Genomic DNA, 21,348 nt, shown 5'->3' on the forward strand with positions numbered 1-21,348 from the left:
TAAAAAATCAACAGTTTACCAAAATCAAAGAAATCAACAAAAAATGAAATTAAGACTTATAGCTGCCATCATTTTTACCCTATGTATATCGGCATTAATTTTTATTCCAGAAAATTCTAATCCAGAATGGGGAGCTTTTATAGGTAATTTTCATCCGTTGTTTTTACACTTACCCATAGGTGCTTTGTTGGCTTTGTTTGTGGTAGAGATTTTTCAACTCATCAATCCAAAATTAAATTTAGAAAACCTTGCACAACCTTTGCTTTGGTTTTCGGTACTTACCGTAATACCTACCGTAGTTACAGGTTTTTTATTGGCATCTACAGGAGGATATAACAAAACAATTTTAGGTTACCACAAATGGTTGGGGTTTGCCACCGCAATTTTATGTATGTGGTTGTTGGTGTTACATTATTGGTTATATACCCACAAGCCTAAGTTTAAAAATGTTTACAAAGTTTTGTTGGGAATTAATGTTATGGTTTTGTCTGTAGCAGGACATTATGGTGGTTCTTTAACTCATGGTGATGGTTATTTAACTAAAGACATGCCTAAAAGTTTAAAAGCAGTTTTAGGAATTAAAGAAGCAGAAAAAGAAAGTTTATATACAAAAGTATTAGAGGAAAAAAAGGATTCTGTATCCGCTAATATAAAAGAGTTTGTAGAAAAAATACAACCTATTTTAGATCAAAGATGTTACGAGTGTCACAATGCCAACAAACAAAAAGGAGATTTACGATTAGACAATTTAAATTGGGACATAACCACTCCACACGGAGCTAAAATTTGGGATGATATTTTGTACGAAGTTACGGAACAGAATATGCCACCAGAAGAAAAAGAACCCTTAACAGAATCACAAAGAAATTCAATTATAGATTGGATTCAAAACTCCTTTAAGCAAGAAAAAGTACAACAACCAACTGTTGCAGATCGCAAAGAAAAAACTAAAAAAGAGAAAGAGGTTTTAGCTTTGGCAGAGAAAACATCCACAAAAAAACTATCCAAAGAAGAGGCACATTACAGAAAAAACATTCAGCCTGTTTTTGAAAAATACTGTTACCAATGTCACAATCAAAAAAGGCAAAAAGGAAACATGCGTTTGGATAATTTAAATTGGGACATGATCAAAGGTCACGATGCTGAAAAATGGAATTCTGCCTTAGATGAAATTAACAAAGGAGAAATGCCTCCCAAAAAGAAAAAACAACCTACTCAGTTTGAACGTAAACTTATTGTAGATTGGATGACTTCTTCTTTAGCCAAAGCATCAGATGCCAAACAAGTAGCTAATAATGGAGTAATGCGTAGGTTGACCAAAAAACAATATACGCATACGCTAAACGAACTGTTAGGGTTGCCTATCAACTTTGGTTATGTATTGCCAGATGATGGAAAATCTAAAATGGGATTTAGTAACAACGGAGAAGTATTACAAATCTCTCCTTTACATATAGATTATTATCAAAAAATAGCAAGAGAAGCTTTAGACAAAGCGATAGTATTGGGAGACAAACCAAAAGCTACCAAATACAAAGTAACTTTTGGAAAAGGAATTGGAGCTGATAAACCAGGAGCAGAGTTTGGTGGATTTCAATCTGTAGCCATGGATAAGAAAGACTTTTTAGTAGAAATTGCTGTGGGTGATGAAGGGTATCAAAACACAAATAATTACGATACCATTAAAAATAATATTGGGTTTGATTTTAGGGGATCAGATCCTGATAGGCATAGTGTGGTAAAAGAAGGATTGTTAATGCATTCTGCCAAACCTCACAAAGAAGTACCTCCAAAATCTTGGCAAGGGCCGTCACCCAATGTAAAAATGGTGGTGAAAAATTATTTTATGGGGGAAGGAAGTTTTGCTTTTAGAATGGAAGCATCAAAAGGGTATATTGATGAACATAGTGAAATGGTTTTTCCTTTAAAAAATCAAAAACCAAGAGTAAAAACAGCAGAATCTATTGTGATTCAAGCCAAAGATGTAGATGTTAAAAAAGGAAAAAATTTAATCATTAATGAAGATAAAACCTTAATTCAGGCTAAAGATATTACCAAATGGGTAAATGCAAAGTTTAAATACAACGTAAAAAAAGAGGGATATTATCAGATAGACATGGTGCATCCGTATGTGCATAAAGATGAAAAAAGATCTATTAGTATAGGTTTGTTAGGAAACGGAGGGCAAAAAATATCTCATTTGTTTAAAGAGGAGGTTAAACAAGCAGAAAAAGAAACTACGGTAACACCAATAGGTTTGGTGTATTTAAAAAAAGGAAAACACTTAGGGCTTGTACAAAGACCTTTTTTTGTAGGAATGTACCGTGTAATTCTAACTCCTATTGAAGAAGGAAACCTAATATTGAAAGGAATTAGAGGGAAGTCTAAGTACAATATGGAAAAGTACCAAAATGATTTTCCATCTATTAGAACATTTGCAGGAGCCAGAACAGATGATGGTCAAGATTATTTAAACTATGATGTTTCTAAACAAGTAGCAACACCTTTTGGAGACTCTCAAAAATTGGAGTTTAAAGGCTATTTTGAAGATTTACCTGTGCCCGTATACAATCCTAATGATACTGGAGAGTTTTCTAACATGATGCATATTGGTTTTTGGAATGATTTTTTAGTAAAAGATGCTCAAGAAACAGGACCTGTATTGTTGGTTAAAAATATAGAGTTAGAAATGCCGTATCATCCTGTTTGGCCACCAAAAAGTCATACTGCTATTTTCTTTGATTCACCCAACAAAGAAAATAAAGAAATTTATACAAGAGAGGTACTTACCAAATTTATGGAAAGAGCTTTTAGACGATCTGTAGATGAGAATGAGCTGAATCGTTATATGAGTTTTTGGCAATCTATAAAAGAAGATCATGCTAGTTATGAAACAGGAGTAAAAGAAACTTTGGTAGCTGTACTTTGTTCGCCTAATTTCTTATACATCTTAGATCAAAACAACCCTAATATAGATCAAAAAAAATCTGATTATTACTTGGCATCTAAACTGTCTTACTTTTTATGGAATTCACCTCCAAATGAAGAGTTGATCAACAAGGTGGCTTCAGGAGAGTTTAGAAAAGAATTACCAATGTTGATAGAGAAAATGGTCAACGATAAAAAGGTAATGAGAATGATTCGCTCATTTGCTACAGAGTGGTTGCGTATAGACAGGCACAATGGAATGAACACAAGTGTAAAGCAATATGCAGATTACACACGCTTTGTAAAAGCGGATATGAGTAATGAAACGTATGAGTTTTTAAATTATATTTTAAAAGAAAACAAAAGTATTTTAAACTTTATAGATTCAGACTTTGCCATGTTAAATCAGAATTTGGCTGAGTTTTATGGAGTAGAAGGTGTTAAAGGAAATGAGTTTAGACCTGTGGCGATTACTCAAGATTTAAACCGTGGCGGATTGTTATCGCAAGGAGCATTTTTAAACGGGCATTCCGATGGAGAACAAGCACACCCTATAAAAAGAGCGGTTTGGTTAAAAGAGAAAATATTAGGAGATCCTGCTCCACCACCACCACCCAACGTACCAGAAATTGATCCAGACACTCCAGGTTTTGACAAGTTAACGTTAAAGGAGCAATTGGAATTGCATAGAAACAAACCTTCTTGTATAAGTTGTCATCAAAAAATTGATCCTTACGGAGTGGTGTTTGAGAATTTTGATGCAGTAGGTCGTTTTCAGAATAAAGCCAAAGGAAAACAGATTGATTCTAAATCTGTATTGCCAGATGGAACTGAGATTGTGGGGATTCAAGGAATTAAAAAATACATCATTGCACAAAAAAGTGAAGATTTTACAAGATCTGTAGTTAAGCATTTATTTGCTTATGCTTTGGGTAGAAATGTCACTTTTGCCGATGATAAAGAGATTGACAACATTGTTAAAAAAGTAAGAGAAGACAATTATAAGTTTCAAACCATCATTAAAGAGATTGTTTTAAGTCCGTCTTTTTCTAAAAAAATGTAGAACATAAAAAATAAGGTTATGAGTAAAAAATCTTGGCACATGGATAGAAGAAGCTTTGTAAAAGGCTTAGGAGTTGCGTGTATGTTACCGTATTTAGAGTGTATGGGGATGAGTTCATTATCCGTTTTAGATGCTCCTAGCAAAGTAGATATTCCTAAAAGGTTGTGTTATTTGTACGTTCCTAATGGAGTGGCAATGCCACCTAAAGAGAGTGAATATTTTAACAAATGGAACTGGTTTCCTACAGGAAAAGGTAGAGATTATAAATTTACCAATACTCTTTCCTCTTTAGAACCGCACAGAAAAGACATTTCTATTTTAGGAGGGTTGAGCCATCCTTTTAGTAGAAGTGTGTTAGGACATATTGCAGGTGATACTTGGTTAACTGGTGGAGATTTAAGAGGTGCTTATAAAAACAGTGTTTCTGTAGATCAGTTGGCAGCAAGGCATTTGGCCAAAAACACACGTTTTCCTTCTTTGGTATTGTCTACAGATGGTGGAGTGGGGTATAAATCTCGTGCTTCTACCTTGTCTTTTGATTCTTCTGGAAAAGCGATTCCATCCGAACACAGACAAAGAGAAATTTTTGAACGCTATTTTTCTCCCAATGGCGGAGGAACTACAGCTCAGCGAAGAAAATCTTTACAGCAAGGGAAAAAGTTGGTGGATTTAATTTTAGAAGACAGTAAGAGTCTAAATAGAAAATTAGGTGCGCACGACAAGGCTAAAATGGATGAATATTTAACCTCTTTAAATAGAGTAGAAGAGCAAGTAGTTAGAAATGAAAAATGGCTAGACATTCCTTTAAAAAAGTTTGATTCTGATCATTTAAATTTAGATGTAAGTCCACAAGATCCAGAAGCGTATATAAAAGCAACCTTAGATTTAATGGTGATTGGTTTGCAAACCGATGCCACTAGAGTGATGACTTATATGATGGCTCGTGAAGACGGAATGGGCTTTGGAGATAGTTTTCCAAAATTCACCTTAGGGCTGCCAGGTCATCACAGTATGTCTCATGATAAAACTGCAGGTCATTGGGAAGAATGGGGGAAATACGATCAATGGTTGGCAAAACAATTTGCTTATTTTATAGAGCGTTTAAAAACAACTACAGATGAACATGGTCCTTTGTTAGACAACACAATGGTATTGTATGGTAGTGCATGTAGTTCTACACACAATGCAAACAACTGTCCTTTGGTTTTAGCTGGAGGAAAAAATATGGGAGCCAAACATGGAACCTACACAGAGTTTGATCAAAAACATACTCCAATGTCTAACTTGTTTGTGAGTATGTTAAATTCGGTAGGTTTAGAAACTGAAAAATTTGCAGACAGTACAGGTACATTGCCATCAATATTATAAAAACAAAGAATTAAAACAACAACTAAAACTATACTTAATGAGTACACAAACAAAATCTCCTATTGTGAGTAAGGAACTATTGTTCCCTTTTGTTATTATCACTTCTTTATTTGCTTTATGGGGAATTGCAAATGATTTAACCAATCCCATGGTGTCTGCATTTAAAAAAGTAATGCCAGAATTATCTAATTTGCAAGCCTCATTAGTACAGTCTGCTTTTTACTTTGGTTATTTTTTTATGGCTTTACCTGCAGCATTGTTCATCAGAAAATATAGTTACAAATCTGGAATTGTTTTAGGGTTGCTATTGTATGCTATTGGAGCCTTTATGTTTTATCCGGCAGCAGCTTTTAAAGATTTCAACTTTTTTCTAATCTCTTTATGGGTCATTACTTGTGGATTGTCTTTTTTAGAAACCACAGCAAATCCATTAATTCTAGCGTTGGGAGATAAAACCACAGCAACAAGAAGATTAAATTTAGCACAAGCTTTTAATCCCGTAGGTTCTTTAACAGGAATGATTATAGCCCAAGTATTTGTATTAAGTGCACTTAGATCTGATGATTATTCAGCAACTGAATATGCAGTCTTACCCGTTAACGAATTGGCTAGCATTAGAGAAAACGATTTGAGTGTGATTAGTTTGCCATACATTGCTCTTGGAGTGTTGGTATTGGTAATTATGGCAATTATTGTGTTTACTAAAATCCCCAAAACTCCAGAAGAAGATAAAATGAGTTTGGGAGCATCTTTTAAGAAATTATTTGCCAATAAATATTACATAGGAGGAGTGGTTGCACAAGCAGCCTGTGTAGGATCTCAAATTATGTGTTGGACGTTTATTTTTCAGTATGTAGACAATTTAAATGCGACTCATGGTTTAAATATTACAGCAACTAATTACAATATTGCAGCCATGATTTTGTTTTTGTCAGGTAGATGGATTGGTACAGGGTTAATGAAAAAAATGAATCCATCAAAAGTATTGATGATTTTTGGATTCTCTGGAGCGGTTTGTGCTATTGGAGCAGTATTGTTAACTGGAGTGATTGGTTTGATTTCTTTAGTAGCGATCTCTATTTTTATGTCGATTATGTTTCCAACCATTTACGGAATTGCCTTAAAAGATATGGGAGATGAGGCTAAAATTGGTTCCGCTGGTTTGGTAATGGCAATTGTAGGTGGTGCTTTTATGCCACCTGTACAAGCTGCTGTGCTAGATTTAGGTGGAGACGGTTTTAATGATATCATGTTCTTAGGGGTTATTCCAGAGGTGAAGTTATCATTCTTATTACCAATGCTGTGTTTATCTATTGTTGGTTTTTATGGATTTAAGACAATTAAAAGAAGTTAAGAGATAATGAAATTATTAAGGTACAGTTGTTGGTTATCGCTTTACATATTTTCTACAGGGGTTCTGCACAGTCAGACTTCTGTAGAGGGTAAAGCCAATGAGCTAAGAACTGCCTTAAAACCTTATTTTGTATCTGTTTCAAGAGATGATAGTTTTATCAAAAAGAATATTGCTAAGATTAATTTAGGAAGGAAGTTGTTCTACGATAAAAAACTTTCTTTAGGAAAAGGAGTTTCTTGTAATAGTTGTCATGATTTACAGAAATATGGAACCAATGGAGATTATTATTTACAACAAAAAGCTAAGGGACAGTTTTATAGAGACGTACCTACCGTTTACAATTCGGTAAGTTTTGAGTTGTTTAATGTAGATGGTTCTTTGAGTAATTTCAAGAATAAAATTAGAGAGGCATTTTTAAGGACTCATGAAATGGAGGTGCAGAATGAAGCATTGGTGATTCAAGAATTGAAAAAGACTCCTGAATATTTAAAAATGTTTCGTGAAGCATTTTTTAAGAAAAGTACGTCTATAACATTTGATGTTGTGATAGATGCTTTAGAGGCCTTTTTAAGTCAGTTAAAAACACCGGCTCCCATAGATGCTTTTATGGAAGGAAATAATACTGTTTTATCAAATGCTCAAATTCAAGGAGGAGAATTGTTTGTAAGCAAAGCATGTTATTCTTGTCATACAGGTTCCAGTTTTGGAGGTCAGATGATTAATAAGTTAGGAGTGGAAGTTCCTTGGCCTAATCAAAAAGATATGGGCTACTATCATATAAAAAGGAAATCATCTAATAAAATGTTTTTTAGAGTAGCACCGCTAAGAAATGTAGCAAAAACAGCTCCTTATTTTCACGATGCTTTAGCCATGCGTTTGGATAAAGCTATTAAATTGATGGGGATTCACGAAAGAGGAATTCAGCTAAAAGTGGTTGAGGTGGCTAAAATAAAAGAGTTCTTAAAGTCTTTTACAGGTGAAATACCACAAGATTATATAAAAGAAAATTAAAAAAAATACTCATGAATAAGTTTGTGAAATATACAGGATGTTTTGTTGCGCTTCTGTTTGTGGCTTGCAACACAGCTCAAAATAGTGTGACGACTGTTGCTGATGGTGAAAATCAGTGGCCAATGTCTGGAGGACCTAATGGAAGTTGGAAAGTAAAAACAGATGAACATGTTCCTATAAAATGGTCGGTAAGAACAGGAGAAAATATCAAATGGAAAACTACGTTGCCAGAAGGAGGACAAAGCGGAATTGCTGTGTGGAAAGACAAGTTGTTTTTAACCATCAATCCACCCAATGACCATCCAAAACATGCAGAAATTGTAAAAGAATATCAAAAGATAAAATCAATTTATCAATCTAATTTTGAATGTCAGGTGTTGGTTTTAGAGAAAAAGAAAGATCAACAATTTAAAAAATACAAACAAAAACTAAAACCTGTAGCGGAAGCTTGGAAACAAGAGCTAGATAAAAACGCATATTATCAACATGGTTCTACTTTGGAAAAACCAGAGATAGAAAAAAATATGCTACGCAAGCATAAGATTGGAAAAGAGTATGAAAAAGTTTTAAAGAAGTACAATGCATACGTTCATCAGCAGTCTAAAGATTTAAAAAAGGATTATGTAGAGTTGGAGCGATTGAGAAAATTAAAGAACGGAGGAGCAAGTAGTAAAGACGTTGTTTTACTGTGTTTAAATTCAGAAACAGGGAAACTTCTTTGGAAAAAAACGGTAAAAGGTACTATTGAAAGTCAATATAATTATGGTTTTAGCGATGCTACTACTCCGTGTCCTGCTACCGATGGAAAACATGTTTGGGCAATTAATGCGAGCGGAGGAATGGCTTGTTTTACACTAGATGGAAATCTAGTTTGGGAACGTACTTGGCAACCTACAATAGGTAGACCTTTTAACAAACAATTTGATTCTATGCTGTTTGAGGATTTAATTTTTAATGTAGAGCCTCCTGTTGCTGGAGATACAGAAAGAGAAAAAGGGTGGAATTATTTACATGCTTTTGATAAAAAAACAGGAAAACGTGTTTGGGTAACTCAACAAGCTCTAACACATTACAATACTCCGATTCTAGGAGAAACAGTAGATGGAGAGCCAGCAATTTTAATAGGGAGAGGAGGACCCCACGGAGTGCCAGAAAGACCTGTCGGATTGAGTTTGATTTCTTTGGTTAAAGAAAATCAAGGAACGGAAATATGGAATTGGGAACCTGTAGAACAAAATAATGAATCTGGTTGGGGAGCTTTAAGTACACAGCATTGGGACAGCGAAAAAGCATCTTGGTTTTACAAAGGAAATGATCATGCTACTATAAATACCAAAACAGGGGAACTAATTGCTAAAAAACCATTGAGTTTAGTGAATCAATATAATTTTGATAAGGTTAAACAAAGCTATAGTTTAGAAGAAAATGTGAAAATTAAAGGATTACAAAATCAAAGACATTGTAATCTTTCTGATGAAGATAATTTGTTTTATATGGTTCGATACAATTCGTACTTAGCCAAACACAATGTAATAACAGGTTTAAATGAACATTTAGAAGTTCCGAATGACATAGATGCGAATGGAAAATATATTTATGGACATCCACAAACCAACGATGGGCTAAATTCTAAAGGTCAATTAAATGCTGCTGATGCCAGAACTAGAGGTAATGGTTTTCAAAAATGTTTTTTAGGATCACCAACTATGATTAACAATTATATTTATTTTACCAATGCGGTTGGAATGGTGTACGTGATTGATGCTAATACAGAAAAACTTGATGAATCTGCTTTGGTGGCTGTAAATGATTTAGGTGAAAGTGGAAAAACGTGGTCTGTAAATTCATTAAGCTATGCCAATGGAAAAATTTATCATAGAACCATGAAAGAGGTGATTTGTATTGAGTGATAGATAGTTTTGTGAAATGTTTATGGTTGGTTGATAGGTGTCGCTCTCATGGAGCTTTACTCTATTGATTAATTTATGTAGTTACGAATAGTTTGTTATGCTAGGGCTAATTTTCCCTACTTTATTATTGCGTTTTGGTTGTTCAAATTTTAGAATCAATGAGAGGTTTTTTATGAAGCTCCGTTAGGAACAACACATTTATAGCAAAGTTTAAACGTTGTTGTGAAAAGCTCCGTAGGAGCGAAATCATTCATCTGTAAATATATATTTGTCATCATAATCAATTTCATATGCTTTTAGAAAATCTATATATTCATTTTTAAATGATTTCTTTTTGTGGTGTTCTTCTTGTTTTTTAATGTAATTCAACACTACTTTAATATTGGATTGGCTTACTGTAAAAGCTCCAAAACCAGTTTGCCATTCAAATTTTGTAGGGATAAAATCATTTTCGTTAATCCATTTAGAGGAATTGGCTTTAATATCTCTAACCAAGTCAGAAAGGTTGCAATTGGGTTTAGTACTTAATAAAATATGGATATGATCTGGCATGCCATTTATAATTATTAGTTTTTGATTTTTATTAGTAACAATACCTGTAATGTATTTGTATAGATCGTTTTTGAATTTGTTGATGATTAGATTGTTTCTTCCTTTTACAGCAAATACAATATGAAAATATAATTGAGTGTATGTGTTTGCCATAGCATTTTTTATATAAGAAGATAGGTGAATTTAAATTTAATAATTCTCGCCTCGTTGTAGCTAATCTTCTTTGCTTTATTGTTCCGTTTTGGTTATTCAAGTTTTAGAATAAAAAAGAGGTTTTTGTAAAGCTCCGTTAGGAGCAACATATTTATAGCAAGGTTGAAGGTTATTCGGGAAAGCTCCGTGGGAGCAAAATTTTAACATTTAAAAAGTCAACAAAAAACTATAAGAAGTCTAGGATGGACTATAATTTTCTTGCATATTAAAAATATGTACTCTTAGGTATAATTGCTAAACACAAAGAGACATTATAGGCAGCTGTTTTTGTTAGATTTGTGTACTTATTAATAGAAAACAAGAAGTATCAAATGAAAAGAATTGTATTGTTAGCTTTGGTTTTGTTTACGATGATTACATCTTATGCACAAGAAAAACCAAACATTGTGTTGTTGTTTGTAGATGATTATGGATGGTCGGATATTGGATATAGAAACGCTTCTTTTGAAACACCAAACTTAGATCAGCTAAAAAAAGAGAGTTTAGATTTTCAGAGGGCTTATATTCCAACACCTACATGTAGTCCAAGTAGATTGTCTTTGTTAACAGGTAAAGAAGCAGTTCGTTTGCAAATGGTAAGGCATATTGCTTTAGATCCTAAAAATCCAGAAGCAAAGTACGCTATGTGGAAAACAGATCCAGTGCAAATGCCATCTTTAAATTATTTGCCGTTGGAAGAAACCACTTATGCCGAAAAAATAAAAGAGTACGGTTACTATAATCATTTTATAGGGAAATGGCATTTAGGTCATGAAGGGAGATATCCTGTAGACCAAGGTTTTGATTCTGAATTTGGAACAACCAATGCAGGACATCCTAAGAGTTATTATTATCCATTTTTTAAGAAAAATGAGGATCCTAAAAACGTACTTAAAAACTTTAAAGAAGGAGATTATCTGACAGATGAATTAACAGATAATGCAGTTGATTTTATCAAAGGATATAACAAAGAAAATCCATTTATGTTAACGTTTTGGTATTATTCGGTTCACGGTCCATCTATTGGTAGAAAAGATTTGTTAAAGAAATATCAAGAAAGAGGAATAGAAGGAAAATACGCTGATCATCATGCAATGGTAGAGGCTATGGATGAGTCTGTAGGTAGAGTGAAAAAAGCTTTGGAAGATAAAGGAATTGCAGATAATACCGTAATTATTGTGTTATCAGATCAAGGAGGAGCTTATGCTAACGATCCTTTAAGAGGTGGTAAAAAAGGAGGAGATACCTTAGCAGAAGGTGGAGCAAGAGTTCCATTTATGATTAAATATCCTGGAATTACCAAAGCGAATACAGAATCTTTTGTGCCCGTTCAATCTATTGATGTATTTCCTACAGTGGTAGAAATTGCATCAGGAAAAAAATATAAGAATAAAGAGATTCAGGGAGTTAGTTTAATGCCTTTGTTAAAAGGAAAAGAAATCAAAAAACGTAATTTATTTGGTTTCAGAAGTTATGAAGATCAATACACTTCTATTGTAAACGGAGATTGGAAAATGATTAAATATCATTCAGGTAAATACCAGTTGTACAATGTAAAAACAGACCAAAGTGAATCTCATGATTTAGTTGGAACTGGATTAAAGATTGAAAAGAAATTAAAAAGAGATTTAGCAAAGTGGGAAAAGAAAGCTGTACCCGCTTTTGGACCAGATCAATTAAAAGAAAAATAAAATGAAAAGTATCAAGTTTATAAGTGCTTTAGCTGTTGTGCTTATGTTGTTTTCTTGTGGCAAACAAGAGTCTAAAAAGGTTGCTAAAAAGAAATTAGACAAGCCAAATATTATCATTTTATTAGCAGATGATTTAGGATATGGAGAGTTGGGTGTATACGGACAAAAAACAATCAAAACTCCTTTTATAGATGAGGTTGCTAGCAAAGGAATGAAGTTTACAGATTTTTATGCAGGAACATCAGTTTGTTCTCCTTCTAGGGCTGTTTTAATGACGGGGAAACACACAGGTCATTTAAGTATTAGAGGAAATAAAGGGAATATTAATGGTAAATGGGATAGAGTGCCATTGCAAAAATCGGAATTGACTGTTGGAGAGGTTTTACAAGGTACAGGTTACCAGACCGCTATGATTGGGAAGTGGCATTTAGGTGTGCCAGAAGATACATCTACATGGGCAAAAGGACGTGGTTTTGATTATGCCGTGCAAGAACAATGGGGAGAGGACAAAAACGGAAATGAAATTGATGAGCGTGTACATTGGGTGAACAACAATCAGGATTCTATTTTTTACAATTACAATAATTACAAGTGCTTAGATGAGTTTAGAACTAATTTTGCATTGGATTATTTAGAAAAAAAATCAGAAGACAAACCTTTCTTTTTGTACATGTCTTATAGAACTCCACATGCGCACGAATTCTTTTTAAGTAAGAATAATTTGTATGAGGATAAATTGGAAGAATGGCCAGAAATTGAGAGAAGACATGCTGCCAGAATTACCATGTTAGATGAGCAAATTAAACGTTTGTTTGACAAGCTAGAAGAAAGAGGAGAGCTAGAGAATACATTAATTTTAATTTCTAGTGATAATGGACCCACCAATGAAAATCACCATGATTATAAATTTTTTAATAGCTCAGGAAGCTTAAAAGGATACAAACGTGATGTGTATGAAGGAGGAGTTAGAGTCCCTTTAATTGCTTACTGGAAAAATAAGATTAAAGCCGGAGCGGTAACAGATTTTCAAGCTGCGTTTTACGATATCATGCCAACTTTGGCGGAAGTTGCTAAAACCAAAGCTCCAGAATATATAGATGGAATTTCTTTTCTGCCCCATTTGTTAGGTAAAGAACAAACACAAAAGCACGATTTTATGTACTGGGAAATTCAAGAAGGACAATCTGTCAAAGGATTTAGACAAGCCATTAGAATGGGAGATTGGAAAGCGGTTCGTTATGGAAATAATTATCATACAGAATTGTACAATTTAAAAGAAGATCTATACGAAACCAATGATGTTTCTAAACAACATCCTGAGTTGGTGAGAAAAGCTAATGTTATTATTAAAAGAGAAAGTGAAGTGAATCCTCATTTTCCATATTCAGGAGGAGTATTTAAGTAATGTTTCTCCAGACTAAAAACAAAATCACCTCTAAGCTATATAGTTTAGAGGTGATTTTGTTTTGTAAAGTATTTGTACAGAGTGCTTTTTGTTTTTTATTAAAATTTATGAAAACACATAAAAAAAACGGAGAGGCACATTAATTAAATTTAAAGAGACGTGTTAATGTAGTCTTTTAGGTTAATTTGTATTGGTGAGTCTGTTTTAAATACAGACTTTAATTTAAAACAGTAATTCAGTAAAAATGATAAAAAGAACCTTGCATATTTTGTGGTTACTATTTGTAACATTTGCATCTGCACAACAACAAAAACCAAACATTATTTGGATCATGGCAGAAGACATGAGTACAGACTTGGAATGCTATGGAATGCCAGATGTAAAAACTCCTCATTTGAATAAAATGGCTGCAGAAGGAATTAAATTTAACAATGCCTTTGTTACCAACCCTATTTGCTCACCAAGTAGATCTTCTATGATGGTAGGAGTACATCAAGTAAAGTCTAATACACATAATCACCGAAGTAACAGAAATGAGCCTTTAGATTCGCAGTTCACACCTTTTACAAAATTGTTAAGAGATGGAGGATACACTACTATTTTAGGACATCATGGAGTGTATACTTTGGGTAGAAAAATAGACGTGAATTTTAAACACGAAGCTATTGGTGAGTGGGATGGAAAAACAAAGTTTGGTTTGTTTGATAAGTACGATCGTTTTGAAAAAGAAGATCAACCTTTCTTTGCTCAAATTCAGTTAAAAGTTACGCATAGAGGAGATTGGTGGGATGAGATTAGAGAAAAATCTAAACATCCTGTAAATCCTAAAACGGTAACCATGCCACCGTACATGGCGGATCATCCTGCAGTTCGTTTGGACTGGGCTAAGTATTTAGATCAGATTGAATATATGGATGATGAAGTGGGAATGATTTTTAAGGAATTAGAAGAAAAAGGAATGGCTGATAATACCATTGTTATTTTTATTGGAGACAATGGTCGTTGTAACATTAGAGGGAAAGGGTATTTACAAGATCCAGGACTTAGAATTCCGTTGTTAATTCACTATCCAAAAGAAATTAAAGCAGGTCAGGTGAGTGATAAAGTAGTGGCATCTACAGACATTACGGCTACTATTGTGGATTGGGCAGGCGTAAAAGTTCCAAAATTTATGACAGGTCAACCTATTTTTAATAAAAAATTTGATAGAGAGTTTGTATATGGAGCAAGAGATTTATGGGATGAAATTGAAGAGAAATCTAGAGCGGTAACCTCTGGAGATTGGGCTTATATTAGAAATGACAAACCTGAAATTCCTTACGATGCACATCAAGCTTATTTAGAATTTTACAGACCAGCAGTACATGTAATGAGAGAATTGTACAAAGAAGGGAAATTGAATGAAGCTCAAAAACCATTTTTTGAACCTAAAAAGCCTAAAGAGGAACTGTACAATTTAAAGAACGATCCTTATCAGTTATACAATTTGGCTCAGAATCCTAAATACTCAAAACAACTTAAAAAGTTACGTAAAGTGACTAGGAGATTTGACAAAAAAATGAAGCCTGTAAGCGATGTTTATGATCCGTTTATTATGATTGGTCCAGATGTAGTAAAGTGGTTGCAAAAAGAAATGCCTGCAGATTATGCAAGAATGCAGGCAGGAGAAGAAATAGGGTATAAAAGAATTACAAGCTTGTATAAAAAAGCACATAAAAAGAAAAAATAAGATAGATGTTACTAAAAAATAGATTTGTTCTTGTAGCCTTAAGTGTATTCTTAGGATTGTTTCAGTCTTGTAAACAGCATGATGAGGTTTCAGGAAAATTAAGTATCAATCCAGACTGGAAGTTTAAGAGGTTAGCTAAAGAAAATTCATCAGAAAAAGGATTAGAGACTTTAGAGTATTCTGATGCAGAATGGGAAAATGTTGGTTTGCCACATACGTCAAACATAGAACCTTTGGTGGTGAATGACCAGTGGCAAGGAATCTGTTGGTACAGAAAAAACTTAAAAGTACCCAATGTTGATAAAGGCAAAAAGATTTATTTGGAGTTTGAAGGAGCTATGAATTATTCTAAGTTCTACATCAATGGGAAATTTGTAAAAGAACATCAAGGAGGGTTTTTACCAGTAGTAATAGATGTTACTGAGTTTGTGAAAAAAGGAGAAGAAAACTTAATAGCAGTTAGGTTAGACAATACAGACAATTTAGTTACGGGACCTAAACCGCTAAAAAGATTAGATTTTAACATGTTTGGTGGTTTGTATAGAAATGCTTGGATGTTAGTTAAAGATGAAGTTCATATTTCTCATGCAGCTATTGCAGACAAAGTTGCAGGAGGTGGAGTTTTTGTAACCTATCCTAAAGTTTCTGAAAAAGAATCAGTGATACGTATAAAAACAAATGTGATTAACAAGGGAACTAAAGAAACAAATATCCAGTTGGTAAACACTCTTTTAGCTAATGGAGAAACTGTTGTAGAACAAAACTCTAAAAACATAATTATAGCCGTTGGTAAAGATGTAGATGCTCAAACGGATCTTATTATTAAAAACGCAAAATTATGGTCACCCTCAGTTCCTAACTTATACACTTTAGAAACAAAAGTGCTAAAAGAGGGAGTGGTGATTGATACACAGATCAATGAAATTGGAATTAGAGAATTTACCTTTAAAGACAATGAGTTATATATTAACGGAGTAAAAACGTTTTTAAGAGGAATGAATCGTCATCAAGAATATCCATTTATAGGATATGCTTTGTCTGACAATGCTCAATATCGTGATGCTAAAAAAATAAAAGATGCAGGGTGTAATTACATTCGTTTGTCTCACTATCCACAATCGCCAGCATTTATGCAAGCCTGTAACCAATTGGGAATTGTAGTGATTGATGCCATTATGGGATGGCAATATTATGGAGATAATGATGCGTTTAGAAATTATTGTTACACATCTGCAACACAATTAATCCGTAGAGATCGTAATCACCCTTGTGTGTTGGCTTGGGAAGTTTCTTTAAACGAAACGCAAATGCCTATTTTCTTTATGGAAGAATTGAACAAAATTGTACACAATGAATATCCTGGCAAAAACGTGTATTCTTGTGGTTGGATGGATGAGGTATATGATATTTATTTACAAGCTCGTCAGCATAGAATTATGCATCCGCATACTTTAAAAGAAAATCAACCTTATTCGGTTTCAGAATATGGAGACTGGGAATATTACTCTAAAAATGCAGGGTTAAACCAAGATCAATTGCCTAATGATTTACGTGATGAATACAGCAGTAGACAAGCAAGAGGTTACGGAGAAGAAAGAATGTTAAGACAAGCATACAATGTGCAAGAATCTCATAACGATAATTTAGAAACAAAAGCGTATTCGGACAGTTACTGGGTAATGTATGATTATAACAGAGGTTATCATGATGAGATTGAAGAATCTGGAATTATGGATATTTTTAGACTGCCAAAATTCGCGTATTACTTCTATCAAAGTCAAAAAGAAGTAGCTGAAGAAAAAGTCTTAAAAATAGCATCTTATTGGAATGAAAAATCGCCATTAAACATTAAGGTCTACAGTAATTTAGATGAAGTTGCTTTGTACTTAAACGGAAACCTAATTGCTAGACAAAAACCAGATACAGATAGAAATTCAACCAATCTAAGTCACCCACCGTTTACGTTTAATTTAAAAAAGTTTAAAGCAGGAACTTTAAAAGCGGTAGGATACAAAAACGGAAAAGAAGTTGCTACAACCAACGTTACAACTCCAGAAGAACCCATAGGTTTAAAAGTTTGGATAGATGTATCAGGAAAACAGCCTCAGACAGGTGTAAAAGATGTAATTTTTGTATATGCAGCAGCTATAGATAAAAACGGAACAATTGTACCAGAATATTCTAAAGAAGTAGATTTTACTATTAAAGGAGATGCCAATTTGGTAAACATAGGGACTATTAAAGCCGAAGCAGGAATTGCTACAGGAGTGCTTAGAATTGGAACAGAAAAAGAAGCGATTATTGTAAAAGTAACATCGGGAGCGTTTACAAAAGAAATGTCTATTAATATGGATTGATGTTTGTAGATACCCTAAAACCATAAAAACTATGACTTTTTACGGGTAGGTACATTTTGTTTACCTAGTTATACTAAACAAAAATGTGTATACACAATATTTGTAGAGATAATCAAATACTATAATTTAAAAAAAGATGAAAAAAAATAGCATGTTAAATATTAATACGTTGAGCAGTATTTTATTACTGTCCGTGTTTTCTGTAATAAGTTCGTTTGCAACGATACAATCAGATGGAACTTATGTATTTAAAAAAAGTATTGCAGACGATGCTACACCAGCTGTTTTGCAAAAAGTGTTGAGTTTAGATAAAAACAAACCCAACGAGTTAAAGTTTGAAAAGGGAGTTTATCACTTTTATTCAGAAAAAGGATTAGAAAAATTCTGTTATATTTCTAACCACGATGATGTAATGGTAAGAACAGCATTTCCCATTTTTAATTTTAAAAATTTAACAATTGATGGGCAGGGATCTACTTTTATTTTTCACGGAAAAATGATTCCTTTTTTAATTGATGGTTCTGAAAACATAGATATTAAAAATGTATCTATAGATTGGGAAGTTTCTTTTCATAGTGAAGCAACCATTGTAGCTATTGATGAAAAAAATAAAACGTTTGACATGTCTATTTCTGATGAATACCCTTATGAAATTAGAAATGATCAATTAATTTTTATCAAAGAATACTACGAACATGATTTAGGGCAAACCATCATGTACGATCCAAAGCGTAAAGCTATTATGTTTGATACAGAAAGCTATACAAATCTTTCAGGTTCTAGCAAAAACAAAGTTTCTAGAAACCTAGATAAGATAGAATATAAATACGAAACAGATCATAGAGGTAAGTTTTTTAAAAATTTAGGAAGAGAAAATAGTTTGGTGGTAAAAGAAGTAAAACCAGGTGTGGTAAGAGTGTTTAATCACCGAAAAAAAATGCCACCTGTGGGAATGGTGTTAACTGCCAAAGGAGATCAATCTGTAAATAGATTGGCACCTGCGTTTAGAGTTACCAATACCGATGGATTTAATGGAACCAATGTGAACATTCACCATGCAGGTGGAATGGGTATTATTGCCGAAAATTCATCAGACTTAATTTTAGATAATTTTAACATTACTCCGTCTAACGGAAGAATGGTTTCTACCACAGCAGATGCTACACACTTTGTAGGGTGTAGAGGAAAAGTAGTATTAAAAAATTCTACATTTCAAAATCAGTTAGATGATGCTATGAATGTGCATGGGACGTATCAAAAAATTGTAGATGTATTAGACGGAAACCGATTGGGAGTTAGAATGGGACATTCACAACAACAAGGTTTTCAAATTGGAAAACAAGGAGATGCAATCGGTTTGGTTCGATTGAGTAATTCATTTTTTCCATACAACAAATTGTCTATAAAAAGTATTCAATATATCAATGGAAGGTATCAAATTATTACGTTTAACGAGGAATTGCCTAAAGAGGTTCAGCCAGGAGATTTGATAGAGAATTTAGATGCCTATCCAGATTTATTGGTAGAAAACTGTACAATTAGTAACAACAGAGCAAGAGGGTTGTTAATTTCAAACCCTGTAAATACAGTCGTAAGAAATAATTTTTTTAGCACAGAAATGGAAGCAATTTTAATTCCTGTAGAAAGCGGACATTGGTACGAATCTGGAAATGGAGCAAATATTGTAATAGACAATAATGTATTTCAAGATAATCAACATAGTGGATTTAGTAGAGGTGTAATTCGTTTTGTAACAGACGATGATAATGAAAATATAGCGTTTAAGAATATTACTATTACTAACAACACATTTAACCAGTTTGATAACATGATTTTAGAAATAGCAAACACAGATGGTTTGTTGTTTTCTAAAAATACAATTACCAATTCGGGAACCTTTCCTATGTTGCACCCAAAAAATCCTGCAATAACAGTTAAAACGTCAAAAAATATTGTCTTTAAAAGAAATAAATACAAAGGAAAAGCGAAGCAAATATTGCAAAAAGACGATTCTATGTCTAAGTTAAGGTTTAAATAAAATAATTTAAGTTTAAAAAAAAAATAACAATATAGTTGTGACGAATAAAAAAATGTCAGATTAAATCTAGGCATATATTTAACTGTATTGTTAATATTTTGCTAAATTCGTAAACAGAATATTTAAAAATAGTATATAAATGAATTTAAAAAAAATCCTTTTATCTAGTTTAGCTATATTGGCTATAGGTACTACTATCTCTTGTAAGTCTAAAGGAGATAAAGAAAAGAAAGTAGAAACAGCAACAAAACCAAATGTGGTTGTTATTTATTTAGACGATTTAGGTTATGGAGATGTTAGTGCATATGGAGGAAAAGGTTTAGAAACACCTAATATAGATAAGTTAGCAGCTGGAGGAGTTCAGTTTACCAACGGATATGCCTCATCTGCAACTTGTACACCAAGTAGATATGCTTTGTTAACAGGAGTTTACCCATGGAAAAATAAAGATGCAAGAATTTTACCAGGTACTGCACCTTTGTTAATCTCTACCACTCAAAAAACATTACCTAAAATGTTTAAATCTCAAGGGTATGATACAGGTATTGTAGGAAAATGGCATTTAGGATTAGGAGATGGGCATACAGATTGGAATCAACATATTTCTCCTGGACCTAATGAGGTAGGTTTTCAATCTTCTTATATTATGGCAGCCACTCAAGATAGAGTACCTACTGTTTATATAGAAAATGGAGATGTTGTTGGTTTAGACCCTAAAGATCCTATAGAGGTTAACTATAAAGAAAACTTTGAAGGGCAACCAACAGGAGTAGACAATCCCGAAATGTTAAAAATGATGTGGCACCACGGACATAACAGTAGTATTGTTAATGGGATTCCACGTATTGGATACATGAAAGGTGGTGAAGCAGCTAAATGGAAAGATGAAGATATGGCTGACCATTTCTTAGCAAAAGCAAAAGCATATTTAAAAGAACATAAAAACAACCCGTTCTTTTTGTACTACGCAATGCAACAACCACACGTACCAAGAACTCCACATCCACGTTTTGTAGGTAAATCTGGATTAGGACCAAGAGGTGATGTTATTTTAGAAGCTGACTGGGTAATTGGTGAGTTTATCAAATCTTTAGAAGAAGAAGGATTGTTAGAAAATACATTAATTGTTTTATCTAGTGATAATGGACCTGTATTAAATGATGGTTATAATGATGGAGCAGATGAAACTTTAGAAAAACACGATCCTAAAGGAGGATTAAGAGGAGGGAAGTATAGTTTGTACGAAGCAGGTACAAGAGTTCCTTTTATTACATATTGGAAAGGTCACATTCAACCAAAAGTTTCTGATGCCTTAGTTTGTCAAATGGACTTATTGGCTTCTTTAGCTACATTAGTTGGGACAGAAGAAACAACAACAGATAGTCAAGATATACTAGAAGCATTGTTAGGTACAAGTGATGTAGGAAGAGAATCTTTAGTTCTTGAAGCAAACACTAAAACCGCTTTAAGAAAAGGAGATTGGTTAATGATTCCTCCATACAAAGGAGCAAAAGTTAATGAGTTAGTTAATATTGAATTAGGAAATAGTAAAGACTTTCAGTTATTCAATTTAAAAGAAGATGTAAGCCAACAAAATAACTTAGCAGAGTCTAAACCAGAGATTTTAAAAGATATGATCGCTAGTTTTGAAGCTATAAGAGGAAAGAATTATGGAAATGTAAAAGAATTAGAATTGAAATAAACATAATTTTAGTTTTAAAACAACTCATAAAACAATCCTACTAAGTAC

The 21,348-nt window shown here is 33.3% G+C and carries 12 protein-coding genes; 11 read left to right on the top strand and 1 reads right to left on the bottom strand.

The window, feature by feature from the left end:
- Nucleotides 1–43: 43 nt before the first annotated feature.
- Genes FHR24_RS06810 through FHR24_RS06830 form a run of 5 tightly spaced genes read left to right on the top strand, consistent with a single transcriptional unit; the run spans nucleotide 44 to nucleotide 9,634 of the window.
- On the top strand, nucleotides 44–3,991 hold the full coding sequence (locus FHR24_RS06810) for a DUF1588 domain-containing protein (RefSeq protein WP_167185779.1): 3,948 nt from the start codon (nucleotides 44–46) through the stop codon (nucleotides 3,989–3,991).
- Nucleotides 3,992–4,009: 18 nt separating this feature from the next.
- Nucleotides 4,010–5,359 (top strand): DUF1552 domain-containing protein, encoded by a 1,350-nt coding sequence (locus FHR24_RS06815; protein ID WP_167185782.1) that lies wholly within the window; start codon nucleotides 4,010–4,012, stop codon nucleotides 5,357–5,359.
- A 37-nt stretch (nucleotides 5,360–5,396) separates the two neighbouring features.
- The gene (gene fucP / locus FHR24_RS06820) at nucleotides 5,397–6,713 is read left to right on the top strand and encodes an L-fucose:H+ symporter permease (RefSeq protein WP_167185785.1); all 1,317 of its coding nucleotides are present in this window, start codon (nucleotides 5,397–5,399) and stop codon (nucleotides 6,711–6,713) included.
- A gap of 6 nt (nucleotides 6,714–6,719) precedes the next feature.
- Nucleotides 6,720–7,724, top strand: coding sequence for a cytochrome-c peroxidase (locus FHR24_RS06825; protein ID WP_167185788.1), 1,005 nt, complete (start codon nucleotides 6,720–6,722; stop codon nucleotides 7,722–7,724).
- Nucleotides 7,725–7,735: 11 nt separating this feature from the next.
- Nucleotides 7,736–9,634, top strand: coding sequence for an outer membrane protein assembly factor BamB family protein (locus tag FHR24_RS06830; RefSeq protein ID WP_167185791.1), 1,899 nt, complete (start codon nucleotides 7,736–7,738; stop codon nucleotides 9,632–9,634).
- Between the two features lie 246 nt (nucleotides 9,635–9,880).
- Here the strand turns inward: FHR24_RS06830 and tnpA are convergent, their stop codons facing one another.
- Complete coding sequence (tnpA, locus tag FHR24_RS06835; RefSeq protein ID WP_167185794.1) at nucleotides 9,881–10,339, bottom strand: IS200/IS605 family transposase; 459 nt, start codon at nucleotides 10,337–10,339, stop codon at nucleotides 9,881–9,883.
- A 371-nt stretch (nucleotides 10,340–10,710) separates the two neighbouring features.
- Here tnpA and FHR24_RS06840 point away from each other — a divergent pair, with 371 nt between their 5' ends.
- The 6 genes from FHR24_RS06840 to FHR24_RS06865 all read left to right on the top strand — a co-directional run bounded on the left by FHR24_RS06840 (nucleotide 10,711) and on the right by FHR24_RS06865 (nucleotide 21,300).
- Entirely contained in the window at nucleotides 10,711–12,069 is a 1,359-nt protein-coding gene (locus FHR24_RS06840) for a sulfatase (RefSeq protein WP_167185797.1), read from the top strand.
- 1 nt (nucleotide 12,070) lies between these two features.
- A complete protein-coding gene (locus tag FHR24_RS06845; RefSeq protein ID WP_167185800.1) occupies nucleotides 12,071–13,474 on the top strand; it encodes an arylsulfatase in 1,404 nt (467 codons plus the stop codon).
- 244 nt (nucleotides 13,475–13,718) lie between these two features.
- Nucleotides 13,719–15,203, top strand: coding sequence for a sulfatase family protein (locus FHR24_RS06850; protein WP_167185803.1), 1,485 nt, complete (start codon nucleotides 13,719–13,721; stop codon nucleotides 15,201–15,203).
- Nucleotides 15,204–15,208: 5 nt separating this feature from the next.
- Nucleotides 15,209–17,560, top strand: coding sequence for a glycoside hydrolase family 2 protein (locus FHR24_RS06855; protein ID WP_167185806.1), 2,352 nt, complete (start codon nucleotides 15,209–15,211; stop codon nucleotides 17,558–17,560).
- A 136-nt stretch (nucleotides 17,561–17,696) separates the two neighbouring features.
- The gene (locus tag FHR24_RS06860) at nucleotides 17,697–19,598 is read left to right on the top strand and encodes a right-handed parallel beta-helix repeat-containing protein (protein WP_167185809.1); all 1,902 of its coding nucleotides are present in this window, start codon (nucleotides 17,697–17,699) and stop codon (nucleotides 19,596–19,598) included.
- 139 nt (nucleotides 19,599–19,737) lie between these two features.
- Nucleotides 19,738–21,300, top strand: a complete 1,563-nt coding sequence (locus FHR24_RS06865; RefSeq protein WP_167185812.1) for a sulfatase family protein — start codon at nucleotides 19,738–19,740, stop codon at nucleotides 21,298–21,300.
- The last annotated feature ends 48 nt before the right edge of the window (nucleotides 21,301–21,348 follow it).

This window comes from Wenyingzhuangia heitensis, assembly GCF_011762155.1.
Lineage (GTDB): Bacteria > Bacteroidota > Bacteroidia > Flavobacteriales > Flavobacteriaceae > Wenyingzhuangia > Wenyingzhuangia heitensis.

Coding starts and splice junctions, on each gene's coding strand:
- FHR24_RS06810 (WP_167185779.1), top strand. CDS start 44: ATGAAATTAAGACTTATAGCTGCCATCATTTTTACCCTATGTATATCG.
- FHR24_RS06815 (WP_167185782.1), top strand. CDS start 4,010: ATGAGTAAAAAATCTTGGCACATGGATAGAAGAAGCTTTGTAAAAGGC.
- fucP (WP_167185785.1), top strand. CDS start 5,397: ATGAGTACACAAACAAAATCTCCTATTGTGAGTAAGGAACTATTGTTC.
- FHR24_RS06825 (WP_167185788.1), top strand. CDS start 6,720: ATGAAATTATTAAGGTACAGTTGTTGGTTATCGCTTTACATATTTTCT.
- FHR24_RS06830 (WP_167185791.1), top strand. CDS start 7,736: ATGAATAAGTTTGTGAAATATACAGGATGTTTTGTTGCGCTTCTGTTT.
- tnpA (WP_167185794.1), bottom strand. CDS start 10,339: ATGGCAAACACATACACTCAATTATATTTTCATATTGTATTTGCTGTA.
- FHR24_RS06840 (WP_167185797.1), top strand. CDS start 10,711: ATGAAAAGAATTGTATTGTTAGCTTTGGTTTTGTTTACGATGATTACA.
- FHR24_RS06845 (WP_167185800.1), top strand. CDS start 12,071: ATGAAAAGTATCAAGTTTATAAGTGCTTTAGCTGTTGTGCTTATGTTG.
- FHR24_RS06850 (WP_167185803.1), top strand. CDS start 13,719: ATGATAAAAAGAACCTTGCATATTTTGTGGTTACTATTTGTAACATTT.
- FHR24_RS06855 (WP_167185806.1), top strand. CDS start 15,209: ATGTTACTAAAAAATAGATTTGTTCTTGTAGCCTTAAGTGTATTCTTA.
- FHR24_RS06860 (WP_167185809.1), top strand. CDS start 17,697: ATGAAAAAAAATAGCATGTTAAATATTAATACGTTGAGCAGTATTTTA.
- FHR24_RS06865 (WP_167185812.1), top strand. CDS start 19,738: ATGAATTTAAAAAAAATCCTTTTATCTAGTTTAGCTATATTGGCTATA.